Origin of the sequence: Kineococcus sp. NPDC059986, from assembly GCF_040702905.1 — a bacterium.
Lineage (GTDB): Bacteria > Actinomycetota > Actinomycetes > Actinomycetales > Kineococcaceae > Kineococcus.
Map to the genome: position 1 here is coordinate 1 of NZ_JBFBND010000012.1, position 18,561 is coordinate 18,561.

Genomic DNA, 18,561 nt, shown 5'->3' on the forward strand with positions numbered 1-18,561 from the left:
CGCACCGCAGAGCGGCGCAGGATCGCTCGCCGCTCCACCGACACCCCCGAGACCGCTCCCGCGACGGGAGGGCACTGGACCCGCGCCGGGTGACGTCCGCCTGCCCGGACGTCGCGCTCAGCCGCGCCCGTGCCGCAGGGACCGGCCGGGAACGGCGTCGGTGCGCACCCCGTCCTCGACGACGGGAACTCCACCGAGGACCACGTGCGGGATCCCGACGGCCGGCCGGCGAGGTTCCTCGAAGGTCGCCCCGGCGGCGACGGTGGCGGGGTCGAAGAGGACGAGGTCCGCGACCGTCCCGGGGCGCAGGACACCGCGGTCGGTCAACCCCAGTCGGCGGGCGGGCCGGGACGTGAGGTGGGCGACGCACTCCTCGAGACCGAGGACGCCCTCCTCCCGCACGTAGTGCCCGAGGTAGTGGGGGAAGGTCCCCCACGCCCTTGGGTGCGGTCGCGCGCCGACGAGCAGTCCGTCGCTGCCGCCGGCGTGCTGCGGGTGGCGCATGATGGCGCGCACGTTCTCCTCGTGCCCGACGTGCTGCAGGATCGTCGTGCCCAACCGGTCCCGGCGCAGCACGTCGACGAAGACGTCGAACGGGTCGGCGCCGCGCTGCGCGGCGACCTCCGACATCGTCGACCCGACGAGACCGGACAGTTCGGGGTTTCGGACGCCGGACACCTGCAGCGTCGACCAGTCGGCGACGACGCCGTGGCACCCGTCGGAGCCCTCGACCTCCAGTGCGTACCGGATGCGCCGCAACGCCTCCGGGTCCACCAACCGGTCGAGCGCGGCGGCCGGTCCCCCCGCCGACGCCCAGCTCGGCAGGACCGCGGCCAGGGTGGTCGAACCCGGCAGGTACGGGTAGGTGTCGAGAGTGACGTCGATCCCCTCCGCCGACGCCGCGTCGACGAGGGCGAGGAACTCCCCCGCCCGGCCGGCGTTGACGGCGAAGTTCATCGTGGCGTGCGTCAGGTGCAGGGCGACGCCCGACCGGCGCGCGACGTCGACGACCTCGGCGTACGCCGCCAGGGCGCCACGACCGTAGGAGCGCTGGTGCGGAGCGTAGAAACCCCCCGCCCGCGCGACGACCTCGCACAGGGCGACGAGTTCGGCGGTGTCGGCGAACATCCCGGGCACGTAGGTGAGACCGCTGGACATCCCGAAGGCCCCGTCCGCCATCCCGGCCGCGACGAGTCCGCGCATGCGGTCGAGTTCGGCCGGGCTCGCGGGCCGGTCGTCGGCGCCGACCACGAGCAACCGCACGGTCCCCTGGGGGACGAGGTAGGCGACGTTGACGGCGGTGCCGCGGTCGACGCGGTCCAGGTACTCCCCGACGGTCCGCCAGTCCCAGTCGAGGTCGGGAACCCCGTTCCAGCCGGCGAGCTGCTCCCGCAGCACGGCCAGGGCCGCGTCGTCGACGGGGGCGTAGCTCAACCCGTCCTGCCCGAGGACCTCCGTCGTGACGCCCTGGGTGGTCTTGGCCAGGTGCTCGGGGTCGGTCAGCACCGCGAGGTCGGAGTGGGCGTGCAGGTCGATGAACCCCGGGGCGAGCACGAGCCCGTCCGCCTCCAGGACGCGCGCCCCCGCCGTCGTCCCGACGTCACCGAGTTCGGCGATCCGGCCGTCGACGACGAGGGCGTCCCCGCGACGGCCGAGCGCTCCGGTGCCGTCGACGAGCGTGGCCCCTCGGACCAGCAGGTTCACCCGAACACCGTCCGCACCCAGTCCACGAGGACTGGCTGCGGGGCGAGGGCGTCGTCGAGGACGGGGAGCAGTCCCCACTTGTCGAACGCCGTGCAGGGGTGGGAGATCCCGAGCCGCAGCACGTCCCCGACGCGGAGGTCGACGTCGGCGGGGAAGCGCACGAACGCGTGCTGGTCGTTGAGGGCGCTGACGGTGCACCCGGTGAGTTCCTCGGTGTCCCCGTCCCCGCCGCGACGCACCGCCTGCACGACGGGCAGTCCCTCGTCGAACGGCAGGTCCCGTTTCCCGGCGTCGGCGAGCGCCAGTCCGGGTTCGGGGCGGGAGACGACACGCGCCCAACCGTGCAGCGCCGACCGGAGGGTTCCGGACGCCGCGGGGCCGGACCGCAACCGGTGGACGGGGGTGACCTCGCGGTAGAACCCGTCGTCGTGGCCGATGTAGGCCCCCGAGCGCAGGACGACGCGCACGCCGCCGGCCGGGTCGTGCAGACCGGCGAGCCCGGCCACGACGACGTCGTAGTAGGCGCTGCCCCCGGCCGACACGACCACGCCGCCGGGGACGTCGTCGGGGTAGACCCCGTCGTCGGCCAGCCGCCGGTGCAGGGCGGCGAGATCGGCGACCCAGTCGTGGACGGTCTGCAGGCTCGCCGCGGACGCGTCGTGGGCGAAGGCCCCCTCGTACCCGGCGACCCCGGCCAGCCGCAGGCCGGGCGTGGCGCGCACGGCGCGGGCGACGGCCACGGCGGCGTCCAGGGAGCGGGCCCCGGTCCGGCCCCCCGCCCCGCCGAGCTCCACGAGCACGTCGAGGGGGTGCACGGCGTCCCGCACGTGCGGGGCCATCCGCTCGACGACGTCGACCCCGTCGGCCCAGACGAGGACGCGACCGGACCGCGGCGCGGACAGCCAGCGCAGGACGGCGGGATCCAGCACGGGGTACGCGGCCTGCACCCAGTCCACGCCCTCGCGCAGGGCGACCGACAACTGCCAGGGCGTCGCCACGGTGAGGCCGATCGCCCCGGCGGCGAGCTGCTCGCGCCACAGGGACGGCGCCATCGTCGTCTTGCCGTGCGGGGCGAGGTCGACGCCGACCTCGGCGGTCCACCGCGCCAGGGTCGCCACGTTCCCCGCGAGCGCCCCGGCGTCGAGCGTGAGCAGCGGTGTCGGCAGCTCGTGCAGCGGTGGGCGGCGCGCGGCGAACTCGGCGGCGTCCTCACCCCAGGCCGTCACGGGGACGGCCTTGAACCGCGGGTCGAGGGGTCCGAGGTGGTGCGCGTCGTAGGCCACGAGCCCTCCAGCAGGCGTTGCACAGAGCGCAACGGCCGTTGCGCATGATCGTGCGGCCGTTCTAGCATCGGGCCGTGCCCGGGTCAAAGGTCCCCGCCCTGCGCGGAACGGTCGTCTGCGTCGGTGAGGCCCTCGTGGTCCTGACCCCCACCGAGGACGTCCCCCTCGCCGACGCCGAGACCTTCACGCGCACCGTCGGCGGGGCCGAACTCAACGTGGCGCTCACCCTCGGCCGGCTCGGCGTCGACGTGGCCTGGGTCTCCCGACTCGGGGACGACGGGTTCGCCGACCACGTCCGTGACCTCGCCACGACGGCCGGCATCGACGTCAGCGCCGTCGCCACCGACCCGGTCCGGCCCACCGGGCTCTACGTCAAGGCCCCCGGGACGGCCGCGGACGGGTCACGACGCTCCCGCATGCACTACTACCGCAGCGAGTCCGCCGCCGCGGCGCTCTCCACCGCCGACCTCGACGACCCCGCCGTGACGGCCGTCCTGGCCCGCGCGTCGGTCGTGCACGTCAGCGGCATCACCGCGGGCCTGTCGGCGTCCGCCGCGCAGTTCTGCGCCACGCTCACCGAACGCGTCCACGCGAGCGGGACGACGCTCTCGGTGGACCTGAACCACCGTCCCGTCCTGTGGCGCGACCGCGACGACGCCCCGCTGCGTGCGCTGGCCGCCGCGGCCGACGAACTGCTGCTCGGTGCCGACGAGGCCCGCGCCGTGTTCGGCACCGACGACCCCGCCCGGCTGCGCGGGCTGTTCCCGCGGGCGCGGCGGATCCTGCTGAAGCAGGAGGAGCACGGGGTGCTCGTCCTGGAACCCGGCGCCCCCGACCGGCACGTCCCCGCCCTGACCGTCGACGTCGTCGAACCCGTCGGCGCCGGCGACGCGTTCGCCGCGGGGTACCTCGCCGCCCGGCAGCGCGACCTGCCGGTCGACGCGGCGGTGGCGTTCGGCCACCGGTGCGCCGCAGCGGCTCTCGTCGTCCGGGCCGACCGCCCGCTGGACGTCCCGGCCCTGCCCGGAACCCCCGCCGACGGCCCGTCCCGTCCGTGAGCCAGAGCCTCGTCCGCGCCCTGCACCTGCTCGACCTCCTCGCCGCCGGCACCGGGACCCTCGGCGCGCTGGCCGAGGCCACGGGGTCCCACAAGAGCACGGTGCTGCGCCTGCTGCGCGACCTCGAGGGCGCGGGGTTCGTCCACCGCGCCCCGGACCACCGGTACGTCCTCGGCCCCCAGCTCTACCGGCTCGCGGACGTCGCCCTCGAGCACGTCGACGTCCTGCGCGCGGCGGCCCCCCGCCTGCGGGACCTGCGCGACCGCGTCGGCCAGACCGTCCACGTCGCCGTCCTCGACGGCCACGGCGGCCGCTACCGCGCCACCTACGTCGACAAGCTGGAACCGCGGGACGCGCCCGTCCGGATGGCCTCGCGCGTCGGCAGCGAGGCCGTCCTGCACTGCACGGCGGTCGGCAAGGTGCTGCTCGCAGGACTGTCCCCCGCCGACCGCGCGGAGGCCGTCGCGACGCTGGACCTGGTGCGCCGCACCGGACGCACCCTCGTCGACCCCGACCGGCTGCTGGCCGAACTCCAGGACGTCGCCGACCGCGGGTGGGCGCAGGACCACGCCGAGAACGAGACGTTCGTGAACTGCGTCGCGGCCCCCGTCACGGGACCGCACGGCGAGGTGCTCGCCGCCGTCTCGCTGTCCGTCCCCGACGTCCTGCTCCCGCACGAGGCGGTCCTCGACCTCGTGCCCCCGTTGCTGTCCGCCACCGCGGACATCGCCCGCGACTGCGGGTTCCGTCCCACGTCCCCACCCCCCGGAGGAGAACTCCCGTGAGCCACCCCAAGACCGCCGTCAGCACCAGCGACGCCCCCGCGCCGGCGCACACGTTCTCCCAGGGCGTCCGCAAGGGCCCGCTGCTGCAGGTCTCCGGCCAGGGCCCCGTGGACCCCGCGACGGGTGAGTACCTGCACCCCGGTGACGTGCGCGCCCAGACGCTGCGGACCCTGCGCAACGTCGAGGCCGTCCTGCGCGCCGGCGGGGCGAGCCTGGAGGACGTCGTCATGCTCCGCGTGTACCTGACGACCCGGGACGACTTCGCCGCGATGAACGAGGCCTACGGGGAGTTCGTCGCGCGGAACTGCCCCTCGGGGGTGCTGCCGGCCCGCACGACCGTCATGACGGGGCTGCCGCGCGAGGAGATGCTCGTCGAGATCGACGCCCTCGCCGTCCTGGACTGACGCGACCTCGCCGTCGGTCAGCGCAGTTCGACGGCGGCGCCGGCCATCCCCTCCGCGCGGGCCCAGGCCATGGCCTGGTCCGCCGGCAGGGGACGGGCGAAGTAGAAGCCCTGCAGCTCGTCGCACCCGAGCGCGCACAACCGGTCCGCGGCGGCGCCGGTCTCCACCCCCTCGGCGACGACGGCCAGGCCGAGCTTGTGGGCCAGGGCGATGACGGAGGAGACGATGACGTCGTCCTCGGGGTGGGCGACGAGCTCGCTGACGAACTGCCGGTCGATCTTCAGCTCGTGCACCGCGAGGCCGCGCAGGTGGACCAGGCTCGTGGACCCGGCGCCGAAGTCGTCGACGGCGACCCGCACCCCGCGCTCGCGGAGCCGCTCCACGACGGCGCGCGCCCCGACGGGGTCGTGGATGATCGCCGTCTCGGTGATCTCCAGGACCAGGTCGGCGGGGTTCCACCGGGTGAGGGCGAGCGCCTCCTCGACGATGCCCAGCAGACCGGAGTCCAGGCTGACGGCGGAGATGTTCACCGCCATGGACGTCTGCAGACCCTGCGCCCGCCACGTCGCGGCCTGCCGCAGCGCGGTGATGAGGACCCACCGGGTGAGGGCGTGGATGAGGTGGGTCCGTTCGACGAACGGCAGGAAGTCGGCGGGCAGGAGCAGCCCGCGGACGGGGTGGTTCCAGCGGACGAGGGCCTCGAACCCCAGCAGGCGTCCCCCGTCGCCGGACACCTTGGGCTGGTAGTGCAGGGCGAGCTGGTCGGCGTCCATCGCCGCTCGCAGCTGCCCCAGGAGTTCCAGCGCCCCCGTCGAGTGCGGGTCGCTGGCCGCGTCGTAGCGCAGCACCCCGACACGGGCACGCTTGGCCGCGTACATCGCGATGTCCGCGCGCTGCAGCAGTTCCCCCAGCGAGCGCCCGTCCGGGCCGGAGACGGCGATCCCGATGCTGCCCTGCAGGTCGATGGGCACGACACCGGCGTGCAGGTCCCCCACCGCGAGCGCCGCGAGCAGCCGCTTGGAAAGAACCTCGAGTTCGGCGACCCCGCGGTCACCGTCCTGCGGGTCGGGCACGAGGACGGCGAACTCGTCGCCGCCGAGGCGGGTGATGGTCCCGCGGTCGCCGAGCGTGGCGGCCAGCACGGTGGCGACCTGGACGAGGACCTCGTCCCCGGCGGCGTGGCCGAGGGTGTCGTTGACGTCCTTGAACCCGTCGAGGTCCAGCAGGAGCAGACCCAGCCGGCCGTCCCGGTCGAGCAGGGGTTCCGCGGTCTCGTGCAGCGCGCGGCGGTTGCCCAGCCCCGTGAGCGGGTCCGTCCGGGCCAGCTCCACGCGCACCCGGTCGCGCTGGCGGACGAGGACGGTGAGTGCGACCGCGGACACCACCGAGACCAGGACGGCGACGACCCAGGCGGCGGCGGAGGCGGGACTCACGCCCGCCCATCGGCACGTCGGCCGCGGACTTGAGCCGCTCAGCCGAACGGGCTCACCCGGCCGGCGGAACGCTCCACCGGTCGAGCACGGGGCGTCCGTGCTCGTGCCCCAACGCGCCCCACGTCCCGGCCTCGAGGGCGAAGAGGGCCCCCGCCGTGGGCGACAGGCCCAGCCAGGTGGCGAGCAGGACCCGCAGGAAGTGCCCGTGGGCGACGAGGACGACGTCCCGGCCCTCCGGTCCGGCCAGCCCCTCGGCCCGGCGCAGCACGCTGCGGGCGCGGACGGCGACCTGGTGGACGGTCTCGCCCGGGGTGTCCCCGGGCTCGACGCCGTCGTGCCAGACGGAGAACGGGCGGCCCAGCTCGGCGGAGATCTCCTCCGTCGTGCGGCCCTCGTAGGCGCCGTAGTCCCACTCGACGAGGTCGGGGTCGACCTGCAACCCGCCCGGGGCGCTCGCGAGGCCGGCCAGCTCGGCCGTGCGGCGCGCGCGTTGCCGGGGGCTGACGAGGACGGCCGCGACGTCGCGGCCGACGAAGACGGGTGCGAGGTGGCGGGCCTGGTCCTCCCCGACCTCGGTGAGGGGGACGTCCGTGCTCCCCGTGTGCTGACCGGACAGGCTCCACGCGGTCTGTCCGTGGCGGACGACGAGGATCGACACCCCGGGAGGCTAGCGTTGCCGCGGTGACGGACGCGACGGCAGCCCCCGCGGACGGCCGGGTCGCCCGGCGCGAGCGCATCGCCGCCCTCGTCGCAGCGCGCGGGACGGCCCGTGTCGCCGACCTCGCCGAGGAGCTGGGCGCCGCCGCCGTCACCGTCCGCCGGGACGTGGAGGCGCTCGCGGCCGCGGGACGGCTGCACCGCCGGCACGGGGTCGTCAGCGCCGCCCCGCCCGACGCGGCGGCGCTGGGGCGGGTCGTGGCGGTCGGGGAGCCCAACGGCTACCTCGGGGTCATCCTGCGCGGCGCGGACGCGGCGGTCGCGGCGCACGGCGGCCGGTACGTGCTGGAGGTGGCCCGCGACCAGGGCGCGGCGGCGGCGGCCGTGCGACGGGCCCTGGGGGCGCCGGACCTGGCGGGGATCCTCTACGCGCCGCGCTGGCGCTCGGTCGAGGAGGTGGCGTCGGACCCGATCGCGGCGGTCTGCCCCCCGGAGGTCCCGCTCGTCGTCGTCGAGCGGTTCGCCCCCCGCGGGTCGGCGCTCGCAGCGCGGGACGCGGTCCGCAGCGACCACGCGACGGGCGTCCACCTGGCGCTGTCGCACCTGCGCGCGCACGGACACCGCCGGATCGTGGCGTTCTGCCGCGACGACTCCCCCTCGGCGCGGACGGTGCGCGGGTGCTTCCGCGACGCCGCGCGCTCCCTGGGGCTGCCCGTCCTGTCCGAACCGCTGCTGAGCTCGGACGGGGCGGACGCGACTCACTCGGCGCAGGCCCCCGACCCCGCGGAGGCGGTCCGCCGCCTGCGGGCGACGGCGCTGCTCGTGCACTCCGACGCCGATGCGCTCTCGCTGGTGCCGCGGCTGGCGGGGGCGGGGCTGCGGGTGCCCGACGACGTGTCCGTCGTCGCCTACGACGACGTCGTGGCCGGGCTCGGCGACGTGCGGCTGACGGCCGTCGCCCCGCCGAAGCGGGAGGTGGGCCGGGCCGCCGTGGACCTGCTGGCGTGGCGGATGGCGGCGCCCGACGCCCCGACCCGGCACCTCGAGATCGCCCCGCACCTCGTCGAACGCCACAGCGTGCGGACGATCGATCGCTCACGCGCGATCGATCGATCTTGACGCTCACCACTCCGCGCGGGAACAGTCCGGCGCATGATGCGCGCCGCGCTGGCGATGAGCCCGCCCACCTACGACCGCGTCGTGGACGGACCGTTCCTCGAACGGTTGCGCCGGAGCGTGGACCTCGCCCCGGGCCTCCTGACGGAGTTCACCAGCCCCGCCGCCCTCGCCACCCTCGCCGACGTCGACGTCCTCGTCACCGGCTGGGGGTGCCCCGTCCTCGACCCCGCTGTCGTGAGTTCCGCGCCGCGGTTGCGGGCCGTCGTCCACGCCGCGGGGTCCGTCCGTGCGCACGTCACCCCCGCCGTCTGGGAACGCGGGATCCTCGTGTCGTCGGCCGCCGCGCAGAACGCCGTCCCGGTCGCCGAGTTCACCCTCGCCGTGGTCCTGCTGGCCGGCAAGGACGTGCTCGGCGCCGCCCGCGGGTACCACGCCCGCCGGACCCGCCCGGCGTCCCTGCCGGAGGGGCGCGGGAACTACGGCGCCACGGTGGGCGTCCTGTCCGCCTCCCTCGTCGGCCGCCGCGTCCTGGAACTGCTGCGTCCCTTCGACCTGGACCTGCTCGTCCACGACCCCTACGTCCCCGACGCGGAACTGCGCGCCCTCGGTGCCGAACCCGTGGGCCTGCTGGAACTGGCCGCGCGCAGCGACGTGTTCAGCGTCCACACCCCACTGCTGCCCGAGACGCGCGGTCTCGTCGACGCGCGGGTGCTGGCCGCCCTCCCCGACGGCGCCACGGTCGTGAACACCGCACGCGGTGCCGTCGTCGACGGCGTCGCGCTGGAGGCCGAACTCCGCAGCGGCCGGCTGAACGCGGTCCTCGACGTCACCGACCCCGAACCCCTGCCGGCGACCTCGCCCCTGTGGGACCTGCCGAACGTCCTGCTCACCCCGCACGTCGCGGGCTCGCAGGGCAACGAACTGCGCCGGCTGGCCTCCGCGGCCGCCGCCGAGGTGGAACGGTTCGTCGCCGGCCTCCCGCTGCGCCACCCGGTCGCCCACCCCGCCCTGTCCCGCACCGCCTGACCGAGAGGACTGCACGTGCCGTTGCTGCCGGACGTTCCCGAGGACCGGGTGCTGTCCCCCGTCACCGGGTGGACGCGCGCGCACTGGCTGGCCGCCGCCGACGACCTGCTGCTGGCCGTCCGACCCTGGGCGAGCCCGGGGTTCGGGCGTCTGGACCTGCCCGGGGAACCCGCCCGCGCGGGGTGGGTGTCGGACGGGCTGGAGGGTTTCGCCCGCACGTTCCTGACGGCCGCGTTCCGCGTCGCCGGAACCGGTGGCGACGACCCGCACGGCCACCTCGTGCACTACCGGCGGGGGCTGCTCGCCGGGACCCGCACCCCCGGCGCCGACGACGCCGAGTCCTGGCCCCCGGTCCGGTCCGTCGGCGACGGAGGACAACCCATGGTCGAGTCGGCCTCGGTCGCCCTCGCGCTCGACCTGACGCGGGAGTGGTTGTGGGACGGGCTGTCCCGGGCCGAGCAGGACCAGGTCGAGGCGTGGTTGCGCGGGAGCCTGCGGCACGAACCCGCCCCGAACAACTGGTACCTGTTCCCCCTGGCCGTGGCCTCGTTCCTCACCGGCGCCGGCCGCGGTGACACCGAGACGGAACGCGTCGTCGACCGCGGCCTGGAACTACTCGAGGGCTGGTACCGCGGCGAGGGCTGGTACTCCGACGGCGACGGCCGGATGTTCGACCACTACGTCGGCTGGGCCATGCACCTGTACCCGGTGCTGCACGCGCACCTGCGGTCCGGCACGACACCCGACGACATCGGGCTGGCGAACCGCGTGGCCGAGCGGCTGCGGGAGTTCCTCGAGGTCTTCGCGCGCACGTTCGACGGGAACGGCGCCCCGCTGCACCAGGGGCGTTCCCTCACCTACCGGTTCGCCGCCGCGAGCTCGGTCGCCGCCGGCGCCGTGACGGGGGCGACGCCGTGGTCGCCCGGGGTGAGCCGGTCCCTGCTGTCCGGGGCCGTGCGGCACTTCCTCGACCGCGGCGCGACCCGCGACGGGGTGTTCGTCCGCGGCTGGTACGGACCGCACGCGGGCAGCCTCCAGCCGTACTCCGGACCGGGGTCGCCGTACTGGCTGTCCAAGGCGTTCGTCGCCCTCCTCGCCCCGGCCGACCACCCGCTGTGGACGGCGACGGAGGAACCTGTCCCCGCGCTCGGCCCGGCCCGCACGACCCCCGTCGGGCCGCCGGGGTGGCTCGTCCAGAACACCCCCGACGGCCTCGTCCGGGTGCACAACCACGGCTCCGACCACTCCCGTCCCGGGCAGCCGACCGCCGTCGACCCGCTGTACGCCCGGTTGGCGTACTCGACGCGCACGGGCCCGACGTCGGCCGCGAACGTCGCGGACAACACCGTCGTCGTGCACCTGCCGGGAGCGCGGGACGGCGTCCGGGCGGGGTTCGACCCCGTCGGGACCGGACCCGGCTGGGCCGCGAGCCGGCACCGCCCCGCGTTCGCGGGCACACCGCTGCCGCAGGCGCAGGTGCTGTGCGTCGTCGTGGCCCGCGGTGCGTGGGAGGTGCGGGTCTTCTCCTTCGAGGCCGCCCCCGCCGGGACCGCCGTCACCGCGACGGGCTGGGCCCTGGCCGCGGCGGGGCCGTGGGAGCTCGACACCGAGGTGGCGGGGACCGCCGTGCAGGTGGACGCCCCCGGGCTGCGGACGCGGTTCGCGGCCGTCGCCGGGTTCGACGTCGCCGACGTCGTGCGCGCACCGGCCGGCACCGCCTTCGGCGACTGGGCGCTCGTGCCCCGGCTGCGGGGGGTCGCCACGCGGTCCCCCGCCGTCGTGGCGGCGACGCTGTCGGCCGCCGACCCCGGCCCCGCACCCGAGGTCCTCGTCACCGGCAGCGAGGTGTCCGTGACGTTCGCGGACGGGGCGCGGTGCCGGATCAGGCTGCCCGCCACCTCGCAGGACGTCCCGGCGGTGGAGTGGTAAGAACGGCGCCGTGGATCCCTTCGCCGACGTCCTGACCGCCAACGCCGAGTACGCCAAGACCTTCGTCGACGACGGACGCCCCGGGGTCGCCGGGGTCGGGCTCGCCGTCATCACCTGCATGGACTCGCGCATCTCCCCCCTGGAGATGCTGGGCCTGGCCAAGGGGGACGCGAAGATCCTGCGCAACGCCGGCGCCCGCGTCACCGACGACACCCTGCGCACGCTCGTCCTGGCCCACTACCTGCTCGGCGTCGAGCGCGTGCTCCTGCTGGCGCACACCGACTGCGGCATGACGAAGAACACCGACCCCGACGTGCACGCCAAGGTCCTGGCCCACGGCGTCGACTCGCGCAGCATCGAGTTCCGCACGATCCCCGACCAGCGCGCGACGCTCGTCAACGACGTGCAGCGCATCCGGTCCTGGCCGTTCCTGCCCGCGGAGATGCCCGTCGCGGGCGGTGTCTACGACGTGCGCACCGGCGCGATCGAGATCGTCGTCCCCGCCGACGGCGAGGCCGAGGACCAGCCGCAGAGCTGACGGGGACCGACCCGGGGGCGACCCGCCCCGGCTGGGCGAGGATGTCCCCGTGCCCGGCCCCATCCAGTCCATCGAGCGTGCCGTCGCCGTGCTGCGCCTGCTCGCCGGGGCGGGGCAGGGGCTCGGGATCGTCGACATCGGCAACGCCCTCGGCCTGGCCAAGACGACCGCGCACGGGATCGTCCGGACTCTCGTCGACGTCGGGCTCGTGGTCCAGGGCGAGGACGGCGACTACCGGGCCGCCCCGGACCTGTCCGACCTCGGCCGCCCGCGCATCGACGCCAACGACCTGCGTGCCCGGGCGGTGAACTGGGCGGACTCCCTGGCCAGCCGGACCGGGGAGTCCGTCCTGCTGGCGACGCTCTCGGAGGGCCGCGCGCTCGTCGTGCACCACGTGTTCCGGCCCGACGACAGCATGCAGGAGCTGCGCACCGGCACCTCGATGCCCGCGCACGCCTGCGCGCTCGGCAAGGTCCTGCTCGCCTCCGCTCCCGTGCGCCCGGACCGCCGCCGCCTCGTGGCGATGACGGGGCGCACCGTCACCGACCCGGCCGTCCTGCGCCGCACGCTGGCCGCCGTCCGCGAGCAGGGCTGGGCCCTGGAGGTCGAGGAGGCGCTCCCGGGGGTCGCGGGCATCGCCGCGCCGGTGCGCGACCTCGGCGGGATCGTCGTCGGGGCCATCGGCGTGGACGGCGAGGCCGACCGCATCGTCGACGCCCGGGGACGGCCCCGGGCCGGGCTCGTCCCGGCGGTGCGGCAGGCCGCGCGCTCGATCTCGCGCGGGCTCGGCGCGCGCGACCGCTGAAAGGCGGCACCCGACGGACCGTCGGGCAGGATGACGCCGTGAGCGACCACCGACCCGAGCACCAGGGCTACGTCGTCGCGATCGACCAGGGCACCACGTCGACGCGGTGCATCCTCTTCGACCACGCCGGCCGCCTCGTGGCGGTCGCCCAGCGCGAGCACCGCCAGCACTACCCCCGCCCCGGCTGGGTCGAGCACGACGCCGCCGAGATCTGGCGCAACGTGGCCCGGCTCGTCCCGCAGGCCATGGCGCAGGTGGAGGCGAGCCCCGCCGACGTCGTCGCCATCGGCATCACCAACCAGCGGGAGACCGTCGTGGCGTGGGACCGCCGCACCGGCGACCCCGTCGGACCGGCCGTCGTGTGGCAGGACACCCGCACCGCCGACCTCGTCGAGGAGCTGTCGGCCGAGGCCGGCGGGGCCGACCGGTTCACCGACGTGTGCGGGTTGCCGCTCACGACGTACTTCTCCGGACCCCGCATCGCCTGGATGCTGCAGGCCGACCCGGGGTTGCGGCGGCGCGCCGGAGCGGGTGAGGTCCTGTTCGGCACGATCGACTCCTGGCTCGTCTGGAACCTCACGGGCGGTCCCGACGGCGGCCGCCACGTGACGGACGTGACGAACGCGAGCCGCACCATGCTCATGGACCTCGCGTCGCTGGACTACTCCCCGCAGATGCTGGAGGTGTTCGGGGTCCCGCGCCGGTCGCTGCCGGAGATCGTCCCGAGTTCCCAGGTCTACGGCCGGGCCCGTTCCGTCGTCCCGGGGGCCGTCATCGGCGCCGCCCTCGGCGACCAGCAGGCCGCGCTGTTCGGGCAGACCTGCTTCTCCCCCGGCGACGCGAAGTGCACGTACGGCACCGGCAGCTTCCTGCTCATGAACACGGGGTCGGAGATCACCCGGTCCTCGCACGGGCTGCTGACGACGGTGGCCCACCAGGTCGCGGGGGAACCCCCCGTCTACGCCCTGGAGGGTTCGATCGCCGTGACCGGCGCCCTCGTGCAGTGGTTGCGCGACAACCTCGGACTCATCTCCACCGCACCGGAGGTGGAGACGCTGGCCCGGACGGTGCCCGACAACGGCGGGTGCTACTTCGTGCCCGCGTTCTCGGGGTTGTTCGCCCCGCACTGGCGCGCGGAGGCCCGCGGTCTGCTCATCGGGCTGACGGGGTACGTCACGAAGGGGCACATCGCCCGTGCCGCACTGGAGTCCACGGCGTGGCAGACCCGCGAGGTCGTCGACGCGATGGACGCCGACTCGGGGTTGCGGCTGAACTCGCTGCGCGTCGACGGCGGCATGACGTCGAACAACCTGCTCATGCAGACCGTCGCCGACGTCCTCGACGCCCCCGTCGTGCGGCCCATGGTGAGCGAGACCGTGTCCCTCGGCGCGGCCTACTCCGCCGGCCTGGCGGTGGGTTTCTGGCCCGACCGCGAGGCGTTGCGCCGCCGCTGGCACCGGGCCGGGCAGTGGACGCCGTCGATGGACCCCGAGGTGCGCGACCGCGGGTGGGAGGACTGGCAGGAAGCCGTCCGGCGGACGTTCGGGTGGATCCGGCACTGACCCCACGTCTCGCCGGACCCCGGTCAGCCGATGGGGGCGTTCACCCGGGCCCCGGTCGCGGCGGACCACTCGATGTAGCCGTGCTCGAAGTTCGTCCGCCGCCCGCCCGGGATGTCGAACTCGTCGCTCGTCGGGTACCCGAGGAACCCGTTCTCGTAGCCCGTCTGGCCGTACTTGGCGAGGATCGCGCCCACGACTGCGTGGTACTGCCCGGTCCACGTCAGGTAGACGGTGCCCCGCTGGAACGCTTGGTAGGTGCCTCCGTCGCGGATGCGCACCTCCTGGGTCGTCGGCAGGCCCAGCACCCGCGCGCCGGCGCGGTCCTGCAGGTACCTCGCCCGGAAGGTGCCCCACAGGCTGTGGGCGCCGGTGGACGGGGACCACACCAGGGTGCCCCCCTCGAAGGACTGCGAGCGGGTCCCGTCCTCGTCGGTCACCGCGGCGGACCGCGGGAACCTCAGCATGCCGTTCTCGTAGCCCAGCGCGGCGTACAACCCGAGGAAGGGCACGGCGACGGCGTTGGGCCCGGTGGACGGCGACTGGTAGGCGACCCCGCCCTGGAAGCGCTGGTAGCTCCCGGTCAGGGTGGGGAACTCCTGGGAGGTCGGGTACCCGAGGTACCCGTTCTCGTAGCCCGACGAGCCGTACAGTTCGCGGATCGGCCCCGACACCGAGTGGGCGCCGGTCGCCGGCGACCAGTACATGATGCCGCCCTGGTACTTCTGGTAGGCGCCGCCGTCGCGGATCCGCGACTCCTGCGAGGTCGGGTACCCCAGGAAGCCCTGCTCCCACCGGACGGTGTCGTACAGCCCCCGGAACGCCCCCGAGACGCTGTGCGTCCCCGAGGCGGCGGAGGTGTAGACCGACCCGCCCTGGAAGAACTGGTACGCGCCGTCGCCACGGGCCAGGGACCGCTCCGGGCTCGTCGGGTACCCGAGGAACCCCCACTCCCAGCCCTGGCCGGCGTAGAAGCCCTCGACGTCCCCCGAGACCGCCTGCGCCCCGGTCGCCGGAGTCCAGAACGTGGTGCCGCCCTCGAACTCCTGGAACACCCCGCCGGCGCGCGCCGGTTCCTCGCCCGAGGCCGGGTAGCCGAGGAATCCCGTCTCCCAGCCGGTCGAGCTCCACAAAGCACCGAAGGCTCCCGAGACGTCCCACGCCCCGGTGTCCTCGGTGGAGTAGATCGAGCCGCGCTCGAAGGTCGCGTAGACGCCGGAGAGGTCCGGGGTCTGCCGCAGGCACGACGTCGGCTGTCCCAGCCGTCCCGCCGGGCCCCCGACCGCGGCGTAGCGGTCGGCGACGGGGCCGGCCAAGCAGTCCCTTGCGGCGGCGGCCTCCGGTGCTCCCGAGGCCAGCAGCGCCGCGACCACCGCTCCCGTGACGGTGCGACGCACCCGACCCGACACCACGATTTCCCCCACTGCCGCTCGACCGGACCGCCGTGCGACGGTCCCGACAACGTTACGGGCGGCGAGGAACCCGCGCGGCGGGTTCGGCGATCTCCCCCTCGGGCGGGTGAGTTCCGGGTGTCACCGGCGCCGGGTGGAGCGACGGCCTCAGGGGATCGCGTCGCCGGTCAGGCGCCGCACCGTCCCCACGACCACGTCCACGGCGATCCCGAAGACCAGGTGCGACCCGCCCTCCCAGACCCACCACGCCTTCGGCAGGTCCGACACGCGCGCCTGCACCCCCGTCGCCGGCAGCAGCGTGCCGTGGAAGGCGGCGAAGAGCGCGGCACCGCCGAGGGTTCCCCCACCGGCGCGCACGAGGGGCACGGGTCGCGAGGCCAGCGAGTAGACGACGGGGTACCCGTACGCCAGAGCCCGGTGGAACCACACGGCCCCGGCCTCCAGTTCGTCCCCCTGCAACGCGTCCCCGTCCCCGCCCCGCAGGTCGACCAGGCGCCGGTACAGCTCCGAGGGGGGCATGCGGTCGCCGTGCCCCGCGGGGTCGGCCCCCGGCAGGTCCTTCTGGCCGGGGCGCGGCGGCAGCAGCCGCTCCCCCCAGACCTGCAGGGTGGACTCGGCCTTCGCCTTGGCCTGCACCCCGACCCAGCCGGCCAGCAGGCCCGTCGCCACGTCGAGGACCACGCGCGTCGTCGTCACCGGACCTCCTCCGCCAGCGCCGCGCCCCGGGCCAGGGTGAGGGTGGTCGAGCGACCCGCCAGGTACGGCAGCAGCACGACACGTCCGCCCCAGCTGCGCACGAGCGGGGCCTCCAGGAGTTCGGCGCCGCCGTAGTCACCGCCCTTGGCCCACACGTCGGGCCGCAGCGCGTCCAGGGCGGCGCGGGGGTCGTCCTCGTCGAAGACGACCACGGCGTCCACGCAGTCGAGGGCCGCGAGGACCCGCGCCCGGTCGCCGTGGTCGTTGACGGGCCGACCGGGGCCCTTCAACCGGCGGACCGAGGCGTCGGAGTTCACGAGCACCACGAGGGCGTCACCGAGCCGGCGGGCCGCCTCCAGGCACGCCACGTGACCGGCGTGCAGCACGTCGAAGCAACCACCGGTGGCCACGACGGTCCCGCCGGCGGCGCGGACCCGGGCCACCGGGTCGTCGGCGTCGTGCGCGACCGTCGGCACGCCCTGCTCCTGCGACGGGTGCCGCAGCGCGCGCCACCCGGCGGCGCCGCCGCCGGCGACCCACGCCGACGCGTCACCCACCGCGCTCACCACGGCCTCGGACGGGACCCGCCCGGCCGCCAGGGCGAGCGCGGCGGAGGCCGCGAACCGGTCGCCGGCGCCACAGGGGTCACCGACGGCCACCACGGGCGCCGGGACGAACAGCGCCTCCGAGCCCGGCGCCGCCAGCCACGCGCCCTGCGCCCCGGTCGTCACCACGACCCCCTGGGCACCCCAGCGGGTGGCGAGGTGCTCGGCCAGCCCGTCGGGTGTCGACGGGCCCGACGCTCCGGCGCCCGCCCGGGCCTCGGACAGGTTCGGGGAGACCAGGGTGCAGCCGGGGACCGGCTGCCCCCCGCGCGGGTGCGGGTCCCACACGACCGGCACCCGGCGGGCCGCCTCGGTCAGGGCCGCCCGCACGACCGGGTCGTGCGTGGTCCCGGCGCCGTAGTCGCTCACGAGCACGACGTCGGCGGTGGCGAGGACGGCGGCCAGGGCGGCACCGTCCACGTCCTGCGGCGTCGCCGGACCCCCCTCGTCCAGGCGCACCAGCGACTGCCCCGCCACCCGGACCCGGGTCTTGGTGCGGGTGGCGCCCTGGTGGCCCAACCCGACGACCGCAACCGGGTCGGCCGCGCCCTCCAGGCCCTCGCGCAACCGGCGGCCGGCCTCGTCGGCGGCCAGCGGGGTCACCAGCGTGGTGCGGGTGCCGCCCGTCCCGGCGCCGCCGGCGGCCACGAGCAGGGCGGTCAGCCCCGCGCCTCCCGGGCTCTCCTGCCGTTCGGTGAGGTCCACGACGGGGACCGGGGCGTCCGGGGCGATGCGCTCGCTGCGCCCGAGGAGGTCGCGGTCCAGGACGCTGTCGCCGACGACGACGACGTGCCGCTCCCCCGTCGCACGGGGCGCGCGCGCCACGACCGGCGTGGTGAGCGGTGCCGGCGCCGGTTCCGCACCGCGGACCCCGGTGGCGACGACCTCCCCGCGGACCTCCCCGCGGACCTCCCCGCGCAGGTGTGCGTCGACCGCGGCGCACAGGGCGTGCACCGCGACGAGGTGCCCTTCCTGCACGGCGGAGGTGGAGGAGCCCTCCACCCCGACGAACACGGTCTCGTCGCTGGCCCGCGACAGGGGGCTGGGCGACGGGCCGGTCAGGGACAGCACGTGCAGGCCGGCCCGGCGGCCGCGCTCGGCGGCCCGCACGACGTTGGGGCTGCGGCCGGAGGTCGACAGCAGGACCAGGACGTCCCCGGGGCGGCCGTGTGCCTCGACCTGGCGGGCGAAGACCTCCTCGCCGCCGTAGTCGTTGCCGATGGCGGTGGTCGTGGAGCTGTCGGCGTGCAGCGCGATCGCCGACAACGGCCGGCGCTCGCCCTCGAAGCGTCCCACCAGCTCGGCGGTGAGGTGCTGGGCCTCGGCGGCGCTGCCGCCGTTGCCGGCGGCCAGCAGGCGGCCGCCGCGGGCGAGGACCTCGGCGAGGCGTCGCGCCCAGCCGTCGAGCACCGGTGCCTGCGCCGTGAGCCGGGCCACCGCGGCCGCGACCTCCGGTGCGTGCCCGGTCAGCCACTGCTGCGCGGGGCGGTCCTGCATGGGGTCGGTCACGACTGCTCCTCCTGCTGGTGGCGGATCTGGCGGGGACCA

The 18,561-nt window shown here is 75.7% G+C and carries 16 protein-coding genes; 9 read left to right on the forward strand and 7 right to left on the reverse strand.

All coding sequences use genetic code 11. From position 1 onward, the window contains the following. Positions 1-117: 117 nt before the first annotated feature. Both AB0637_RS11020 and AB0637_RS11025 read right to left on the reverse strand, forming a co-directional pair. Positions 118-1,704, reverse strand: coding sequence for a D-aminoacylase (locus tag AB0637_RS11020; protein ID WP_366172179.1), 1,587 nt, complete (start codon positions 1,702-1,704; stop codon positions 118-120). Continuing rightward, complete coding sequence (locus AB0637_RS11025) at positions 1,701-2,987, reverse strand: amino acid deaminase (RefSeq protein ID WP_366172181.1); 1,287 nt, start codon at positions 2,985-2,987, stop codon at positions 1,701-1,703. The genes AB0637_RS11020 and AB0637_RS11025 overlap by 4 nt, the downstream gene beginning before the upstream one ends. A gap of 74 nt (positions 2,988-3,061) precedes the next feature. Between AB0637_RS11025 and AB0637_RS11030 the strand changes: the two genes are divergently transcribed. The 3 genes from AB0637_RS11030 to AB0637_RS11040 are packed head-to-tail and all read left to right on the forward strand — an operon-like array spanning position 3,062 to position 5,234. Beyond that, positions 3,062-4,045: a sugar kinase gene (locus AB0637_RS11030; RefSeq protein ID WP_366172183.1), complete on the forward strand. Its 984-nt coding sequence runs from the start codon at positions 3,062-3,064 to the stop codon at positions 4,043-4,045. Further along, on the forward strand, positions 4,042-4,830 hold the full coding sequence (locus AB0637_RS11035) for an IclR family transcriptional regulator (protein ID WP_366172185.1): 789 nt from the start codon (positions 4,042-4,044) through the stop codon (positions 4,828-4,830). The genes AB0637_RS11030 and AB0637_RS11035 overlap by 4 nt, the downstream gene beginning before the upstream one ends. Next, positions 4,827-5,234, forward strand: coding sequence for a RidA family protein (locus tag AB0637_RS11040; protein ID WP_366172187.1), 408 nt, complete (start codon positions 4,827-4,829; stop codon positions 5,232-5,234). The genes AB0637_RS11035 and AB0637_RS11040 overlap by 4 nt, the downstream gene beginning before the upstream one ends. A gap of 17 nt (positions 5,235-5,251) precedes the next feature. On the opposite strand, the gene AB0637_RS11045 is transcribed toward AB0637_RS11040, so the two are convergent. Next, entirely contained in the window at positions 5,252-6,667 is a 1,416-nt protein-coding gene (locus AB0637_RS11045) for a bifunctional diguanylate cyclase/phosphodiesterase (RefSeq protein ID WP_366172189.1), read from the reverse strand. A gap of 52 nt (positions 6,668-6,719) precedes the next feature. Further along, on the reverse strand, positions 6,720-7,325 hold the full coding sequence (locus AB0637_RS11050; RefSeq protein WP_366172191.1) for a histidine phosphatase family protein: 606 nt from the start codon (positions 7,323-7,325) through the stop codon (positions 6,720-6,722). A gap of 23 nt (positions 7,326-7,348) precedes the next feature. Here AB0637_RS11050 and AB0637_RS11055 point away from each other — a divergent pair, with 23 nt between their 5' ends. Genes AB0637_RS11055 through glpK form a run of 6 tightly spaced genes read left to right on the forward strand, consistent with a single transcriptional unit; the run spans position 7,349 to position 14,303 of the window. Beyond that, positions 7,349-8,443 (forward strand): substrate-binding domain-containing protein, encoded by a 1,095-nt coding sequence (locus AB0637_RS11055; protein ID WP_366172193.1) that lies wholly within the window; start codon positions 7,349-7,351, stop codon positions 8,441-8,443. A 33-nt stretch (positions 8,444-8,476) separates the two neighbouring features. After that, positions 8,477-9,469 carry a hydroxyacid dehydrogenase gene (locus AB0637_RS11060; RefSeq protein ID WP_366172195.1) on the forward strand — a complete coding sequence of 331 codons (993 nt, stop codon included), beginning with the start codon at positions 8,477-8,479 and terminating at the stop codon, positions 9,467-9,469. A 15-nt stretch (positions 9,470-9,484) separates the two neighbouring features. After that, positions 9,485-11,398, forward strand: a complete 1,914-nt coding sequence (locus AB0637_RS11065; RefSeq protein ID WP_366172197.1) for a DUF2264 domain-containing protein — start codon at positions 9,485-9,487, stop codon at positions 11,396-11,398. Between the two features lie 10 nt (positions 11,399-11,408). Then, positions 11,409-11,936, forward strand: a complete 528-nt coding sequence (locus tag AB0637_RS11070) for a carbonic anhydrase (RefSeq protein ID WP_366172199.1) — start codon at positions 11,409-11,411, stop codon at positions 11,934-11,936. A gap of 49 nt (positions 11,937-11,985) precedes the next feature. Continuing rightward, positions 11,986-12,741, forward strand: a complete 756-nt coding sequence (locus AB0637_RS11075) for an IclR family transcriptional regulator (protein WP_366172200.1) — start codon at positions 11,986-11,988, stop codon at positions 12,739-12,741. A gap of 38 nt (positions 12,742-12,779) precedes the next feature. After that, positions 12,780-14,303, forward strand: coding sequence for a glycerol kinase GlpK (gene glpK / locus AB0637_RS11080; protein ID WP_366172201.1), 1,524 nt, complete (start codon positions 12,780-12,782; stop codon positions 14,301-14,303). Positions 14,304-14,326: 23 nt separating this feature from the next. Here the strand turns inward: glpK and AB0637_RS11085 are convergent, their stop codons facing one another. The 3 genes from AB0637_RS11085 to AB0637_RS11095 form a co-directional block, all read right to left on the reverse strand. After that, positions 14,327-15,697, reverse strand: coding sequence for a hypothetical protein (locus AB0637_RS11085; protein WP_366172203.1), 1,371 nt, complete (start codon positions 15,695-15,697; stop codon positions 14,327-14,329). A gap of 162 nt (positions 15,698-15,859) precedes the next feature. Further along, positions 15,860-16,408, reverse strand: coding sequence for a DUF1440 domain-containing protein (locus tag AB0637_RS11090; protein WP_366172204.1), 549 nt, complete (start codon positions 16,406-16,408; stop codon positions 15,860-15,862). Further along, on the reverse strand, positions 16,405-18,522 hold the full coding sequence (locus tag AB0637_RS11095) for a PfkB family carbohydrate kinase (RefSeq protein WP_366172205.1): 2,118 nt from the start codon (positions 18,520-18,522) through the stop codon (positions 16,405-16,407). Before AB0637_RS11095 ends, AB0637_RS11090 begins: the two co-directional genes overlap by 4 nt. Positions 18,523-18,561: the final 39 nt, after the last annotated feature.